Annotated in this window: 10 protein-coding genes; 4 read left to right on the top strand and 6 right to left on the bottom strand. The window is 65.1% G+C overall.

Annotated features, from left to right (window positions below; all coding sequences use genetic code 11):
* Nucleotides 1-52: 52 nt before the first annotated feature.
* Nucleotides 53-1,276, top strand: a complete 1,224-nt coding sequence (locus CH305_RS25525) for a PLP-dependent aminotransferase family protein (RefSeq protein WP_094705384.1) — start codon at nt 53-55, stop codon at nt 1,274-1,276.
* A gap of 58 nt (nt 1,277-1,334) precedes the next feature.
* Nucleotides 1,335-3,110 (top strand): glycerol-3-phosphate dehydrogenase, encoded by a 1,776-nt coding sequence (gene glpD, locus CH305_RS25520; RefSeq protein ID WP_371828282.1) that lies wholly within the window; start codon nt 1,335-1,337, stop codon nt 3,108-3,110.
* 153 nt (nt 3,111-3,263) lie between these two features.
* On the opposite strand, the gene CH305_RS25515 is transcribed toward glpD, so the two are convergent.
* The 4 genes from CH305_RS25515 to CH305_RS25500 all read right to left on the bottom strand — a co-directional run bounded on the left by CH305_RS25515 (nt 3,264) and on the right by CH305_RS25500 (nt 10,373).
* Nucleotides 3,264-4,520: an RNA polymerase sigma factor gene (locus tag CH305_RS25515; RefSeq protein ID WP_094705382.1), complete on the bottom strand. Its 1,257-nt coding sequence runs from the start codon at nt 4,518-4,520 to the stop codon at nt 3,264-3,266.
* Nucleotides 4,517-4,867, bottom strand: coding sequence for a YciI family protein (locus CH305_RS25510; RefSeq protein ID WP_032404796.1), 351 nt, complete (start codon nt 4,865-4,867; stop codon nt 4,517-4,519). Before CH305_RS25510 ends, CH305_RS25515 begins: the two co-directional genes overlap by 4 nt.
* Nucleotides 4,868-4,977: 110 nt before the next feature.
* Nucleotides 4,978-5,751: a DNA-formamidopyrimidine glycosylase family protein gene (locus CH305_RS25505; RefSeq protein ID WP_094705380.1), complete on the bottom strand. Its 774-nt coding sequence runs from the start codon at nt 5,749-5,751 to the stop codon at nt 4,978-4,980.
* A 44-nt stretch (nt 5,752-5,795) separates the two neighbouring features.
* A complete protein-coding gene (locus CH305_RS25500) occupies nt 5,796-10,373 on the bottom strand; it encodes an ATP-dependent helicase (RefSeq protein WP_373454590.1) in 4,578 nt (1,525 codons plus the stop codon).
* A gap of 96 nt (nt 10,374-10,469) precedes the next feature.
* Here CH305_RS25500 and CH305_RS25495 point away from each other — a divergent pair, with 96 nt between their 5' ends.
* Both CH305_RS25495 and CH305_RS25490 read left to right on the top strand, forming a co-directional pair.
* The gene (locus CH305_RS25495; RefSeq protein WP_032376853.1) at nt 10,470-10,721 is read left to right on the top strand and encodes a hypothetical protein; all 252 of its coding nucleotides are present in this window, start codon (nt 10,470-10,472) and stop codon (nt 10,719-10,721) included.
* A gap of 97 nt (nt 10,722-10,818) precedes the next feature.
* Nucleotides 10,819-11,340, top strand: coding sequence for a DUF1992 domain-containing protein (locus CH305_RS25490; protein ID WP_094705398.1), 522 nt, complete (start codon nt 10,819-10,821; stop codon nt 11,338-11,340).
* On the opposite strand, the gene CH305_RS25485 is transcribed toward CH305_RS25490, so the two are convergent.
* Together CH305_RS25485 and CH305_RS25480 are read right to left on the bottom strand one after the other, a co-directional pair.
* Nucleotides 11,324-12,889: an NAD-dependent epimerase/dehydratase family protein gene (locus CH305_RS25485; RefSeq protein WP_094705378.1), complete on the bottom strand. Its 1,566-nt coding sequence runs from the start codon at nt 12,887-12,889 to the stop codon at nt 11,324-11,326. The two genes, CH305_RS25490 and CH305_RS25485, sit on opposite strands and share 17 nt — an antisense overlap.
* Nucleotides 12,886-14,115 (bottom strand): aminotransferase class I/II-fold pyridoxal phosphate-dependent enzyme, encoded by a 1,230-nt coding sequence (locus tag CH305_RS25480; RefSeq protein WP_094705376.1) that lies wholly within the window; start codon nt 14,113-14,115, stop codon nt 12,886-12,888. Before CH305_RS25480 ends, CH305_RS25485 begins: the two co-directional genes overlap by 4 nt.
* Nucleotides 14,116-14,125 lie beyond the last annotated feature (10 nt).

The raw sequence follows: 14,125 nt of genomic DNA, 5'->3' as shown, positions 1-14,125 counted from the left end.
TCAGCGGATCCGCGGGCCGTTCCTTCGTTCCTGCTGCCCCGGAGTCTCTTTCATGTCTTCTACTCACCTCCCCGTCGGCTTGGCCCGACGTACCGCATCGTTGTCCAGCTCGGCCATCCGTGATCTTCTTGCCCTCACCTCTCGCGACGACGTCATCAGCCTGGCGGGAGGCCTGCCGGCCACGGATCTGATCCCCGTCGACCGCATCGCGGCTGCCGCCGACGCGGTACTGCGGAGCCCCGATGCCGTCCAATACTGCGAGACTGCCGGTCATCGCACGCTGCGCAGCGTGATCGCGGCCAGAGAGAGCGCCGTGCGCGGGGGAGTGACGGTTCCGACGGACACCGTCGTCGTCACGCACGGATCGCAGCAGGCCCTGACGCTGCTCGCGCAGGCGCTGATCGACCCAGGTGCCGTTGTCGTGGTCGACGAGCCCGCGTATACCGGTGCGCTGCAGGTGTTCTCGATCGCCGAGGCACGGATCGAGGCCATCGAAATCGACGCCGACGGGATGGACACCGCGGAACTCGAACGACGGTTGACGGCGGGGCTGCGTCCTGCGGTGGTCCACACGGTCGCCAACTTCCACAACCCTCGCGGGGTCACGATGAGCGAGCACCGGCGTCGGCACCTCGCGGCGCTCGCGGATCACTACGGATTCTGGGTGATCGAGGACGACCCGTACGGCGAGATCTGGTTCGCAGCAACAGGCTCTGTGCACGGTACGGGCGCACCGCCGCCGCCGATAGCCTGTTTCGGCGATCGCGTCATCCGGCTGTCGAGTGCGTCGAAGATCCTCGCTCCGACGCTGCGTGTCGGCTGGTTCGTCGCACCACCCGCCGTGTGTGCGGCTGTGGAGCTCCTCAAGCAGGGTGCCGATCTGTGCGGTTCCTCGATGACGCAGCTGATGGCGGCGAGCATGCTCGGCGACACTGCATGGTTGGACGCGCACTTGACGACACTGCGTCGCGAGTATGCTTGCCGTGCAACGGCATTGACGGATGCGCTCGATGCCGAGTTCTCCGCGCGGCTCACGGTCTCGCGCCCGACGGGTGGAATGTTCGCCTGGGCGACGTTCGAGGACGGGACCGATACGAGCGAGTTGCTCGCGGTCGCCCTGGAGCATGGAGTCGCCTTCGTTCCCGGCTCGGCGTTTGCGTCGGCCGAGCAGTACGGCCGCTCGCTCCGGTTGAGCTTCGCGGGATCGACCCCGGCAGAGCTGGCGGAGGCGGTGCGTCGATTGGGCGCTGCACACACGTCCATCCGCACTCGCTGACCTCGCGGAGCCCGGTCGGCAGGTTCTGCGCGTGGCGGACCTGGGGCGGTAACCTGACATGCACGTAGTGCGCGGGGTTTTTCGACGGATAGGGAGCGTCACAGTGAGCAACCGATCGAACACGAAGTTCCTCGGACCCACCCAGCGGGTGGAGGCGTGGGACCAGCTCGGAACCGAGCAGTTCGACGTCGTGGTCGTCGGCGGTGGCGTCGTCGGCTCCGGTGCGGCCCTCGACGCGGCGACGCGGGGTCTGAAGGTGGCTCTGGTCGAGGCGCGTGATTACGCGTCGGGCACCTCGTCTCGCTCGTCGAAGATGTTCCACGGCGGGCTCCGCTATCTCGAGCAGCTCGAGTTCGGGCTCGTACGCGAGGCGCTGCACGAACGAGAACTCTCGTTGTCCACACTCGCACCTCACCTGGTCAAGCCGCTGAAGTTTCTGTTTCCGCTCACTCATCGCCTGTGGGAGCGCCCGTACATCGCCGCGGGCATCTTTCTCTACGACCGGATGGGTGGGGCCAAATCGGTTCCGCAGCAGAAGCATCTGACGCGTTCCGGTGCGTTGCGGATGTCGCCCGGCATCAAACGGAAGTCGCTGATCGGCGGAATTCGGTACTACGACACCGTCGTCGACGATGCCCGGCACACCATGACCGTCGCCAGAACGGCCGCTCACTACGGAGCCGTGGTTCGTACATCCACCCAGGTCGTCGGGTTCCTGCGGGAGGCAGATCGGGTATCCGGTGTGCGAGTGCGCGATTCGGAGACCGGTGCCACCACCGAAGTACGCGCACACGTGGTGATCAACGCCACCGGCGTGTGGACCGACGAGATTCAATCGCTGTCCAACATGCGCGGACGGTTTCGGGTGCGAGCATCGAAGGGTGTGCACATCGTGGTGCCGCGCGACCGAATCGTCAGCGAAGCCGCGATCATTCTGCGCACCGAGAAATCCGTGCTCTTCATCATCCCGTGGGGTGCGCACTGGATCATCGGCACCACCGACACCGACTGGAATCTCGATCTTGCCCATCCGGCCGCGACCAAGGCCGACATCGACTACATCCTGGGTGAGGTCAACGGTGTGCTCGTCACGCCGCTCACCCATGAGGACATCGACGGTGTTTATGCGGGCCTGCGGCCACTGCTGGCAGGCGAGAGCGACGAGACCTCCAAGCTCTCTCGCGAGCACGCGGTCGCTCGCGTGGCACCGGGACTCATCGCCATCGCCGGCGGCAAGTACACGACCTACCGAGTGATGGCCGAGGACGCCGTCGATCTGGCGGCGGAGGACATTCCGGTGCGGGTGGCGTCATCGATCACCGAGAAGGTGCCCCTCGTCGGTGCCGACGGTTACTTCGCTCTGGTCAATCAGGCACCGCATCTGGGCGAGATGTACAACTTGCATCCACATCGGGTGACGCACCTGCTGGACCGATACGGTTCGCTGATCGACGAGGTGTTGGCGATGGCGGACGGGAAACCCGAACTGCTGCAACCACTCACCGATGCACCGTCCTATCTGCAGGTCGAGGTGGTCTATGCGGCGGCGGCGGAGGGCGCGTTGCACCTGGAGGACGTGCTGTCGCGTCGTACCCGGATTTCCATCGAGTACTCGCACCGTGGGATGAACTGCGCGGGTCAGGTGGCCGCGTTGATCGCGCCCGTTCTGGGGTGGGACGAGGCCATGGTCGATCGTGAAGTCGAGACCTACCGCGCCCGGGTGGAGGCCGAGATCGAGTCGCAGCGCCAGCCCGACGACGAGTCGGCGGACGCGTTGCGGGTCGTCGCTCCGGAGGCCCGACAGGAAATTCTGGAACCGGTTCGCGGGTTCTGAGTCAGCGAGTTCGCACCAGTGTTCTGGGTGCGCGAGCCGCCGTTGCGCCGGAGACGGCCATGACCAGCAGGGTGAGTATCGCCAATGTCAACATGGGATCCATGGTGATCGGCGAAGCTGTGAGCAGGCTTGGTCTCACCTGACAGTGAGCCGTCAGGTTTGGTCCCGGCGGTGCTGATCAGAGTGAGTATGCGAGTCGAGCTGCGCTCGCAGGAACGCCCTTTCGGCCGGCGTCGGGTCGAGAGTCAGAGCAGTTGTTCGTGCACTTCTGGCTTCCTCCGCCCGGCCGAGTCGATCCAGCATCACAGCTCGACAGGCATGCCAGAGATAGTGCCCACCCAGAGAGTCGATGGCGTCGAGTGCATCGAGTCCGGCGGCGGGACCCTGACTTTCCCCGACGGCGACACCTCGGTTGAGTGCCACGATCGGTGTGTTCTCCACGACGGCAAGAGCGTCGTACAGCACGACGATCCGAGACCAGTCGGTGTCGGCGTAGGTCGCCGCACCGGAGTGACATGCTGCGATGGCTGCCTGGATGGTGTATCGGCTGGGTTGGGTGTCGTTGCGCCGTAGCGCACTGTCCACCCACTGCATGCCCTCGTCGATCGCTTCTCTGTTCCAGCGAGATCGGTCCTGATCTTCGAGCCTGACCAGGCCGCCCTCCCCGTCCGTTCTTGTGGCCCGGCGCGAATCCGTGAACAGCATCAATGCCAGCAGCCCTCGAAGAGACGGCTCGTCCGGCATGAGGTCGATCATCAGGCGGGCCAACCGAATTGCTTCGTCGCATAACTGAGGCCGCACCAGAGTCTCGCCGCCGAGATGCCCCGCGGTGAACAGCAGGTACACCGTGGTGGACACCGCGTCCAGTCGTTGCGGTAACTCCGCCGAATCCGGTACTCGGTACGGAATGTTGGCAGCGGCGATCTTCTTCTTCGCGCGCGTGAGGCGTTTGGCCATGGTGGCTTCGGGCACGAGCATCAGGCGTGCGACGTCGACAGTGGCCAGCCCGCAGAGGGTGCGCAGGCTCAGTGCCACCTGCGCCTCGACGGAGAGAGTCGGATGGCAGCAGGTGAAGACCAACCGCAGTAGGTCGTCACTGACCGAATCCTGGTCGCCGTCACTCCAATCCTGTTTCAGCAGTGCAAGATTCGCTGCCTCCCGCTCCTTGGCGCTGCGCCCGGCCTCGCGTCTGACGATGTCGAGCGCCTTGTTGCGAGCCACGGTCGTGAGCCAGGCGCGGGGGTTGTCGGGCACACCCGACCGAGGCCAGTGGGCGAGTGCGGCCACCACGGCCTCGGACACCGCGTCTTCGGCGACGGCAAGACTGCCGGTGATCCGCACGAGGGTCGCCAGAACTCGGCGACCCTCGTCACGAACCACGGCCGCCAGGTGCTCGGCCGGTGTGCTCACTGAGCCATCGGGATGATCGGCCGTACTTCGATTGCTCCGTTCCACGCCGCGGGGATCTGTGCTGCCAATGCAATTGCCGCGTCGAGATCCTGTGCCTCGAGGAGGAAGAACCCCGCGAGTACCTCTTTTGCTTCGGCGAACGGACCGTCCGTCGTCAAAACGTCGCCGCCCTTCCCACCCGACACGCGCACCGTGGTGGCGGTCGACGTGGGGTGAAGGACAGCGCCACCGGTGATCGCGGGTCCGGCCGCGGCACTGAATGCACCGTATTCGGCCATTTCGTCCGCCACGTCGGGCGAGGTCCAGTCGGCATCATGGGTGTAGACGATGGCTGCGTATGCGGTCATGGTGAGCTCCTGAAGAATCGTCGTGGTCGGCGCCGATCGTCGACCTACAACTGAAGGACGAACGGGGTTCGTCGAAAAGGACACCATGGACCGGACAATCTCGCCAGACCTCAGTTCTGACAGTGCGGGCAATAGTAGATCTGCCGCTCCTCGAGCGGGTTGTCACCGATGAGCCCGAACTCGATGGTGGTTCCGCACCGTCGGCACGGCTTGTTCTCCCGGCCGTACACCCAGAAGTGTCGGCCGGGTCGCCGATCTCCAGTGGTGACGCGCTGATTTCGATCCTTGTTGGCCATGATCAGTCGATAGGACAGGTCGATGGTCTTCTTCAGGTCGCCGGCGTCGGCGACCGGTGTACGCGGGTCGATTCCACGCAGAAAGCAGATCTCGTTGCGGTAGACATTGCCGAGGCCGGCGATGTTGCGCTGGTCGAGCAGAGCGAGTCCGACGGGACGAGCCGGATCCGACTCCAGATTGGTCAGGGCGACGTCGGGGTCCCAGTCGGGTCCGAGAAGGTCCGGTCCGAGGTATCCGACGGCCTCCTCTTCGTCCTCGATGATGTCGAGCACTCCGAGTTCGAACCCGATGGCCTGCGCGTTCGCGGTGTTCAAGATGATGCGCGCCTGGAACGCCGGGCGACGCCACCTCGCACCGGGTGCATAGACGTGCCAGGTGCCCTCCATCTTGAGGTGCGAATGAATGGAGTAACCGCCCACCCGAATCAGCAGATGCTTGCCGCGTGACGCGACAGAGTCGACCGTCTTGCCGGTGAAATCTACTGTGGCATAACGTGGTACGCGAATGTCACAGGAGGTGAGTTGCTGTCCCTCCAGCGCCGCCCGCAGAGTGTTGGCCGCGCGCCAGACCGTATCGCCCTCGGGCATCGGTGTCGGTGTCCTCTCTGATGTTCTTCTCGGTCACGGATGATTCAGCGGCGCAAGCGAAGCCCTCGTGGTGTTGCCGAGAAACCTGCTTCGGTCAGTGTCTTCGAGAAGTCCGTGCCGTGGATGTCGTGACCGTTGATCCGTTCGACGAGCAGTTTGTCGACTCCGCCGCGCTTGACTGTGCCTGCCAATGCTGTTGCCGCAGAGGCGATGTCCTCGGTATTGTCGCCGAACGTCAACACCGACTTTCCGCCACGTTCGACGAACATCGTCAATTCGCCTCGGACGAGGACGACCAATGCACCGGCCTTGCGGCCCGGCCGATGCTTCGTCGTTTCGTCCGGCTTCTCGCCGACACCAGCCTCGCCACCACCGGCTTTCGGCCAGGGCAGTGCTCCGCCGTAGGGGTTGGCCGGATCGCACGACGCGAGTACGACGGCGCTGGCGTTCTTCTTCGGTTCGTCGTAACTGCGCAACCGGTCGACCACGTCGGAGGTGGAGAACTGGGCACCGCCGAGCGAATCGACGAAGTAGCCGCGACGGCATCGACCGGAATCCTCGAACCCGGTGAGCACCTTGTACATCGTGGCGAATCCGCCCGGGACCCCTTCGTTCATCACCGAGCCGCGGGTCACCACGCCGTAGCGCTCGAGAAGTACGTCTGCGGTGGCATGAGCGCGAACGGTGAGGTCGGGTTCGAGTTCGGGCAATCGTGACCATCGGCCGCCGGCCGTCGGTGGGCCGGTGCGGGTGGGCAGTGACGGCCGCTCGAACTGACGGTAGGAACGCAGTCGCGGTGTGCGACGTGGGGATCGATGACTCGGGGCCGAGCGGGTGGCTGTGGAGTTCAGCAGTGCGCGCAGCGGCGCGAACGTGTCGTTGCTCAGACGCCCTGCCCACACCAACTCCCACAAGGCAGCCTGCAGCGCCGTGTCGTCGGTACTGCCGACGGTGTCGGAGAGTTGCCGAAAGAAGTACGCACCGCCGCCCGCGACGGCGTCCTCAATTCGAATCTGCAACTCCGACAGATCGGATTCGGCTGCGGGTACGAGGGTGAGGGGTGCGGTGTCGGCCATGTGCAGGCTCACCCAGCCGTCCTTGGACGAGATCGCACCGTGCCCCGACCACAACACCTCACCGGTGGAGGTGAGTTCGTCGAGCATCGCCGGGCTGTAATCGGTCACTCGCGACGAGAGCACGAGAGATTCCCAGGCCGATGCCGGAACAGGAACGCCCGCAAGTTGTTCGATGACGGTTGCGACACCGTCGATGCCACTCAGACGTCGGCTGTCCACGTGCTGCCACGCGGGCAGGAAGCGGCCGAGGGTGGCGGTGGAGACGGGTTCCACCTCCTGCCGAGCCGCAGCGAGCGACCGACGCCGCAATCGCCGGAGAACCTCGGCGTCGCACCATTCGCTGCCCGCGGCACCGGGACGGAACTCGCCCTCGACGACGCGTTTGTCCACAGCCAATCTGCGCAGGACGTCGCGTACCACGGCGGTGCCGACGCCGAATCGCGCCGCTGCGTCGTCGAGGGTGAACGGTCCGTGGGTTCGTGCGTACCGGCTGATCAGGTCGACCAGCGGGTCGTCGACGGGTTCTATGAATGCGGCCGGGGTGCCGATGGGTAGTGGAACACCGAGTGCGTCGCGCAAGCGAGCCGCGTCCTCGATGGCCGTCCACCAGGTCTGTCCGGCGAACGTGACCTCCATGGCCCTTTTGGCATCGGCGAGTTCGGTGAGCCATTGCGGGAATTCGTCGCCGTTGGTGCGCAGCCCGATTTCGTCCACGGTCAACGGGCCGAGCAGCCGCAACAGATCTGCTACGCCTTCGATGTCCTTGGCATGTCTGTCCTCGGGCAGTCTCTGCAACTCGAGTTCGGTGGTGGTGATGACGCCTGCGTCCAGCAATTCTCGCAGCTCGACGCGTCCGAGCAACTCGGCCAGCAGCGCGGAGTCCAGTGACAGTGCAGCGGCCCGGCGTTCGGCCAGGGGGCTGTCGCCCTCGTACATGAAAGCGCCGACGTAGTTGAACAGCAGCGAATTGGCGAACGGTGACGGCGATGGTGTCTCGACGTCGACGATTCTGATCTGGCGCCGACCGATGCGGGCCAGGATGTCTTCGAGGGCGGGGAGGTCGTAGACGTCCTGGAGGCATTCGCGGACGGTTTCGAGCAGGATCGGGAACGTCGGGTACTTGCGTGCCACGTCGAGCAGCTGCGCCGAACGCTGCCGTTGTTGCCACAGCGGTGCCCGCTTGCCCGGGTTGCGGCGGGGCAGAAGTAGTGCGCGAGCGGCACATTCGCGAAATCTGGACGCGAACAATGCCGATCCGCCGACCTGTTCGGTGACGATGTCGGCAATCTCGTCGCGCTCGAACACGAACAGCTCCGCGCCGGGTGGCTGATCGTCGGTATCGGGGAGTCGGACGATGATGCCGTCGTCGGAGGCCGTGGGGGCGGCATCGATGCCGTAGCGCTCGATCAGTCTCGCGCCCACCGCGAGTGCCCACGGCGCGTGTACCTGCTGGCCGTAGGTCGAATGCAGCACCAGTCGCCAGTCGCCCAGTTCGTCGCGGAACCGTTCGACGATCATCGTCTTGTCGGTGGGCAGTTGACCCGTCGCCTCGAGTTGCTCGTCGAGCAACGCGATCAGGTTGTTGACGGCGTTCGCATCGAGGCCGTCGGTGCTCAGTCGTTCGGCCAAGTTGCTGCGATCGGTGGTGCTCCGCAGGAACTCGCCCAGAGCCCGACCCAGTTCCGCCGGCCGACCGAGACCGTCGCCGTGCCAGAACGGGAGCCTTCCCGGTTGGCCGTACGCCGGACTGACCAACACCCGGTCGTGGGTGATCTCCTCGATGCGCCAGCTGGTGGCACCGAGCGCGAAGACGTCACCCACTCGTGACTCGTAGACCATCTCTTCGTCGAGTTCGCCTACTCTGGACTGCTTTTCGCCGACCATGTAGACGGTGAACAATCCGCGGTCGGGGATGGTTCCGCCAGAGGTGACCGCCAATCGCTGCGACCCGGGCCGGCCGGTGAGGGTGTTGGCGTCGCGGTCCCACACGAGCCTCGGTCGGAGTTCGGCGAACTCGTCCGAGGGGTAGCGCCCCGAGAGCAGATCCAGAGTCGATTCGTAGGCCGAACGGGGCAGCGTGGCGAAACTGCCTGTGCGACGGACGGAATCGAACCAGTCCTCGGCGTCGATGGGTTCGAGGGCGCAGGCCGCGACAGTTTGTTGGGCCAGCACGTCGAGCGGATTGGCGGGCACGAACAGTGCCTCGATCTTGCCCGACGTCATGCGTTCGACCGTGACCGCGCAGTGGATCAGGTCGGTGCGGTGTTTGGGGAACAGCACGCCCTTGGAGATCTCGCCGACCTGGTGTCCCGCGCGTCCGACGCGTTGGAGCCCGCTGGCCACCGACGGCGGTGCCTCGACCTGAACGACCAGATCGACCGCGCCCATGTCGATTCCGAGTTCGAGGCTGCTGGTGGCGACGACGCAGCGCAACCGCCCGGTCTTGAGGTCGTCCTCGATCAGTGCGCGTTGGTCCTTGCTGACGCTGCCGTGGTGGGCCCGGGCCAACAACGGATCGGCACCGTGGTTCACGTCGTTGGGAGTGCCGACCTGCGACGGCGGCTTGTGTTGTGTCTCGACGCCGTCGCCGATTCGCTCGGCATACACCTCGTTCAGCCGCGCCGTGAGTCGCTCGGCGAGCCTTCGCGAGTTCGCGAACACGATGCACGAACTGTGCTCGAGGATGAGATCGACCATCTTCTCTTCGACGTGCGGCCAGATCGAGCCCTGCGCCGGGGGAGCGGCGGAGGTATCGGCGTTCGGATCGGTGACACCCAGTTCGGTCATGTCCTCGACGGGTACCTGGACCGTCAGGTCGAACGTTTTGGGGGCAGGCGGGGCGACGATCTCGATGGGAGCAGCTCCGGCCAGGAACCGTCCGACCTCCTCGTGCGGGCGAACCGTCGCGGACAGGCCGATGCGCTGCGCCGGCTTGTCCAGCATGCCGTCGAGCCGTTCGAGCGACACCGCGAGATGTGCGCCGCGTTTGGTGCCGGCCACGGCGTGCACCTCGTCGACGATCACGGTGTCGACCTCGGCGAGAATGTCTCGCGCTGCCGAGGTGAGCATGAGGAACAGCGACTCCGGGGTGGTGATCAGAATGTCCGGGGGAGTCTTGATCATGTTCCGACGGTCGGCGGCGCTGGTGTCGCCGGAGCGCACGCCCACCGAGATCTCCGGTGGATCGAGGCCGAGTCGCTTGGCCGTCTGAGTGATACCGACCAGGGGAGCGCGCAGGTTACGTTCGACGTCGACCGCCAGCGCTTTGAGCGGGGAGATGTAGAGGACCTTCGTCTTGCGCTTGCTGTCCGCACCCAGTTGCGCCAGCTCGTCCAGAGCCCACAGAAAGGCCGAGAGGGTCTTGCCCGATCCGGTCGGTGCGACGACAAGAGTGTGAGCGCCGCTCGAGATCGACGACCAGGCACCCAGCTGCGCGGAGGTGGGGGCCGGAAAAGCGCCGGTGAACCACTCGCGAGTAGGCCGCGACAGCTTCTCCATCACTGACAGCTCGTCCGCTGCTCCTGCGCCGATACCGTGCCTGGCCATCCCACCATCATGCCCCGGGGCGCCGACAGATAATCCCCGTGCAGCTCGGGTTCACCGAGCCCGTGTTGTTTCCCTCGATTCGGGTACCCGGTCGCCATGACCGACGACCAAGAGACCATGCAGAAGATTTCCGCAAAACTCGATGCTCTGCTCGGCAGCAAGACCAACGGCCTGCAGAACGAGGTTCCCCCGGGAGCGAGCATCCAGTCCGACGAGGACGACGCCGAGCAAGGGCCGCTCGGTCGTGACTACCACCTGGCGAGCAAGTACGCACAGGCGCTCGCGATCAACGAGCCCCAGGTTATCGACCGCGACGAATTCGACCGGTTGGTCGCCGAGTACGGCTGATCCGGCTCTGGCATCGACCCCGGCCCGGTAGGGCCGGGGTCTCGTCGTGTCCGGCGAACCTGGCGAACACCGCGGCATCGGATCTACAGTCGATGGGGTGACCGAACGCAAGAAGCCAGGAGTCACGTTCGAGTCCTGGGTGGACAAGCAAATCCGTCAGGCCCAGGACGAGGGTGCATTCGATGGGCTCGAGGGGGCCGGTAAGCCGATTCCGTCGGGCGATCCCCGGGACGAGTTGTGGTGGGTTCGCGGCTACCTGAAGCGGGAGAATCTCCCGGCCGACGCGTTGTTGCCCACCGCGCTGCAGCTGCGCAAGGAGATCGAGCGGCTGCCGTCCACACTGATCGGTGTTCGGCGCGAGGACTCGGCACGAGATGTCTTGGACGAGTTGAACGCTCGCATCGTCGACTGGATCCGGTTCCCGACGCCCCCGATCGTTCCGTTGGGGCCCGTCGACGTCGAGATGTGGCTCGAAAAATGGCGAACCAACCGGGCCGAGGTGGACCGACTCGAGCGTGAGCATCGCTCGCAGTCGGTCGAGCCCCCTGCGGCAGACTCCGATACCTCGCGACGATCGTGGTGGACGCGTGTGCGTCGAACATTCACCTGGCGGCGCTGAGACCCGTTGTGGTCGTACACAAGGCGAGCGCATCGGCGGCTGTCGACACGAACGGAATGCCGGATGTTCCGTCGACCCGAATTCTCGACGGCAGCAGCCCGTCGGAGTGTGCCGGTTCTTCCATCGTCTTCCAGCCGGTGGCCCGCCTGAGAAGTCCGCCGACCAGAGTGTCCGCAGCGTGACGGGTTCCGCTGCGTACGGTGATCGGCGCGGTATCGAGCTCGACTCGAGCGAAACGTAGTGCTGCATCCACGGCCTCGGTGGTCTGCGCCGCCGACGATCGACCGCGTGGACCTGTGCTCAAGCCGTGCCCGGGTAGATCGAGGACCACAACATCGACACCTCCGGCAGTGATGTCCGAGGCCAACGGGGTGAGGTACCGCGCATGCAGACCTGCGTCGGCGACGAGCACCACCGACTGCTCGGATTCGATGGACGCTCGATGGATCTCGGCGTGCACGCTTCCGTGCCCGGTATCGAGCTGTCGATGTTCCACCTGCAGTGCGACAACGTCAGCGCGGCTCAGTGCAACGGCCTCCGATGCCGGGCGTAGCGCTGCTTCGCACGCTATGCCCCGCGCCAGGGCGTCCCCACGACGCAACAGTGACTTGCCCTGCAGCAGAATCATCACCGCGGCACTCTCGTGTGCCGTGAGTGTCGGTGCCCAGCCTGTGGCGCGGCCGAGAGCCGAGGAATCGACGATGGGTTCGCCCGGTGTGACCCACTGGCCGGAAAAGGGGGTGAGCCCCAGTCGGAACGCAACGTTCGCAACATGCGTCGCAGCTTTCTGCGGAACGTCGAACATCAACTGGCCCTGCATCGCAGCGAGTTCGCGCACACCGACCCAGTCCACCGGACCCAGGTTGTACGGGCCGACGAGGTCGGTCTTGGCCGCGCGATGGAAGGCGTCGGCCATGTCGTCCTGGTACAGGAATTGATACGACGCCCGATCCGCCTCCGGGAATGCGCCGATCGGCCCGGTGAACTGGTCGATTCCGTCGTTGGCGAAGTCGGGTCCGATGATGTAGGTGCACCGCAACATGGAGATGGTCATCTCGCCGGGGTGCCTACGGAGCCACCACTCCGCATAATGTTCCACCTCGGCCTTGTCGTAGAAGTAGTAGCGATTGGGATCGCCTGCAGGATAACTGTTCTCGGTGAGCGGCTCCGGCGCGATGTCGGCACCGTACGCGTTGATGCTCGACGCGATCACCACTCGAGCCACGCCCGCTCGATAGGCCGAATCGATGACGTTGCGTGAGCCGCGCAGGTTGATGTCGTGGGTTTCGGCCTTGTCTTTGAGCTCTTCGACCACGAATGCCAGGTGCAGCACGACGTCGCATCCAGCGAACGTTTCCTCGAGGTCGGGAGAGCGAATGTCCGAGCGGAGCGAGGTGAACTTCGGGTGCGTGATCCGGGCTGGGCGACGGGCTATCCCGATGACCGTGTCCACCTCGGGATCCTCGAACAGCCTCGGAAGTATCGCGGCCGCGAAGTCACTGGTGGCTCCGGTGACCGCGATACGCAAGCCGCGGGCGTGATCGCTCATCGGGGCAGCTCTGCTACGGCCTCGATGATCTGCTCGGTGGCGGTCGACAGCTGTTGTTCGGTGTGTGTCGCCATCACGCACAGGCGGAGTATCGCACCGGACTTCGGTACGGCGGGATGCAAGGCGGCGCTGGTGAAGATGCCTCGGTCGTAGAGGTTCTTCCACAAGCTCATGGCCACGAGGTCGTCGCCGATGTGCAGGGAGACGATGGGGGCAGCCGTATCTCCGTGGAGGGTCGCGGAGCGGCCTGCTACGTCGAGCCCGGCCGACTGCAATCCGCCGCGCAAGATCTCGGCGTTCTCGAGTACGCGCCGAGCCCGGTCCTTACCCTCGTCGCTACGGATCAGGCGTACGGAAGCCAACGCTGCACCCACTGCAGCAGGCACGCCCGAGGTCGTGAACAGGAAGGCGCGGGCCTTGACCCGGAGGGTGTCGATCAAGTCACTCGATCCGGTGACGAACCCACCGGTGGAGCTCGGGCTCTTCGACAGCGATGCCATCGTGACGTCGACGTCCTTGGTGATGCCGAACAGCTCGGCTGCTCCGGTGAGTTCGGGCCCGTAGACGCCGAGGCTGTGGGCTTCGTCGACCATCAGCGCTGCGTGGTAGCGGATACACAGATCGGAGACGGCGTCGAGCGGTGCGAGATCGCCCTCCATGGAATACAGGCCGTCGACGATGACCAGCACGGCTCCGTCATCGACGACGGGCTGCTGAAGTTTGGCTTCGAGATCGGCCATGTCGTTGTGCTTGAACTTGACCACCGACGCGCCGGAGAGTGCGCTGCCGTCGCGGATCGATGCGTGTGCCGCCGAATCGACGATCACCGTGTCACCGGGTCCGACGATCGCACTGATCGTTCCCAGATTCGTTTGGTACCCCGTGGTGAAGACGAGTGCGTCGTCGGTTCCGTGCCACTGGGCAATTTCGTGTTCGAGTTCGAGGTGCAGGTCCAAAGTGCCGTTGAGCAAACGACTTCCGGTGACAGCACTTCCGAATGTGTCCAGTGCGTGCTGGGCACCCTCGACAACCTTCGGGTGGTCGGCAATGCCGAGGTAGTTGTTGGACCCGAGCATGATCTTGTCTCGGCCCTCGACGCGGACAACCGGCGCGACGGCCGATTCCATCTTGCGGAAGTACGGGACCACATCGGCCTCTCGAACCGCACGCAGCAAGTCCACGCGCTCGTCTCCGCCGAGTCGTTTCATCAATCTGTTGACAACCATCGTTTACCAG

Source organism: Rhodococcus sp. 15-649-2-2, assembly GCF_002258645.1.
In the GTDB taxonomy this organism is placed as follows: Bacteria; Actinomycetota; Actinomycetes; order Mycobacteriales; family Mycobacteriaceae; genus Rhodococcoides.
This window is presented reverse-complemented; position numbering and strand designations above follow the sequence as displayed.

Excerpts from the sequence above, each read along its gene's own strand:
- CH305_RS25505 (WP_094705380.1), bottom strand. The coding sequence starts at position 5,751 with ATGCCCGAGGGCGATACGGTCTGGCGCGCGGCCAACACTCTGCGGGCG.
- CH305_RS25480 (WP_094705376.1), bottom strand. The coding sequence starts at position 14,115 with ATGGTTGTCAACAGATTGATGAAACGACTCGGCGGAGACGAGCGCGTG.
- CH305_RS25500 (WP_373454590.1), bottom strand. The coding sequence starts at position 10,373 with ATGGCCAGGCACGGTATCGGCGCAGGAGCAGCGGACGAGCTGTCAGTG.
- glpD (WP_371828282.1), top strand. The coding sequence starts at position 1,335 with ATGCACGTAGTGCGCGGGGTTTTTCGACGGATAGGGAGCGTCACAGTG.
- CH305_RS25495 (WP_032376853.1), top strand. The coding sequence starts at position 10,470 with ATGACCGACGACCAAGAGACCATGCAGAAGATTTCCGCAAAACTCGAT.
- CH305_RS25485 (WP_094705378.1), bottom strand. The coding sequence starts at position 12,889 with ATGAGCGATCACGCCCGCGGCTTGCGTATCGCGGTCACCGGAGCCACC.
- CH305_RS25525 (WP_094705384.1), top strand. The coding sequence starts at position 53 with ATGTCTTCTACTCACCTCCCCGTCGGCTTGGCCCGACGTACCGCATCG.
- CH305_RS25510 (WP_032404796.1), bottom strand. The coding sequence starts at position 4,867 with ATGACCGCATACGCAGCCATCGTCTACACCCATGATGCCGACTGGACC.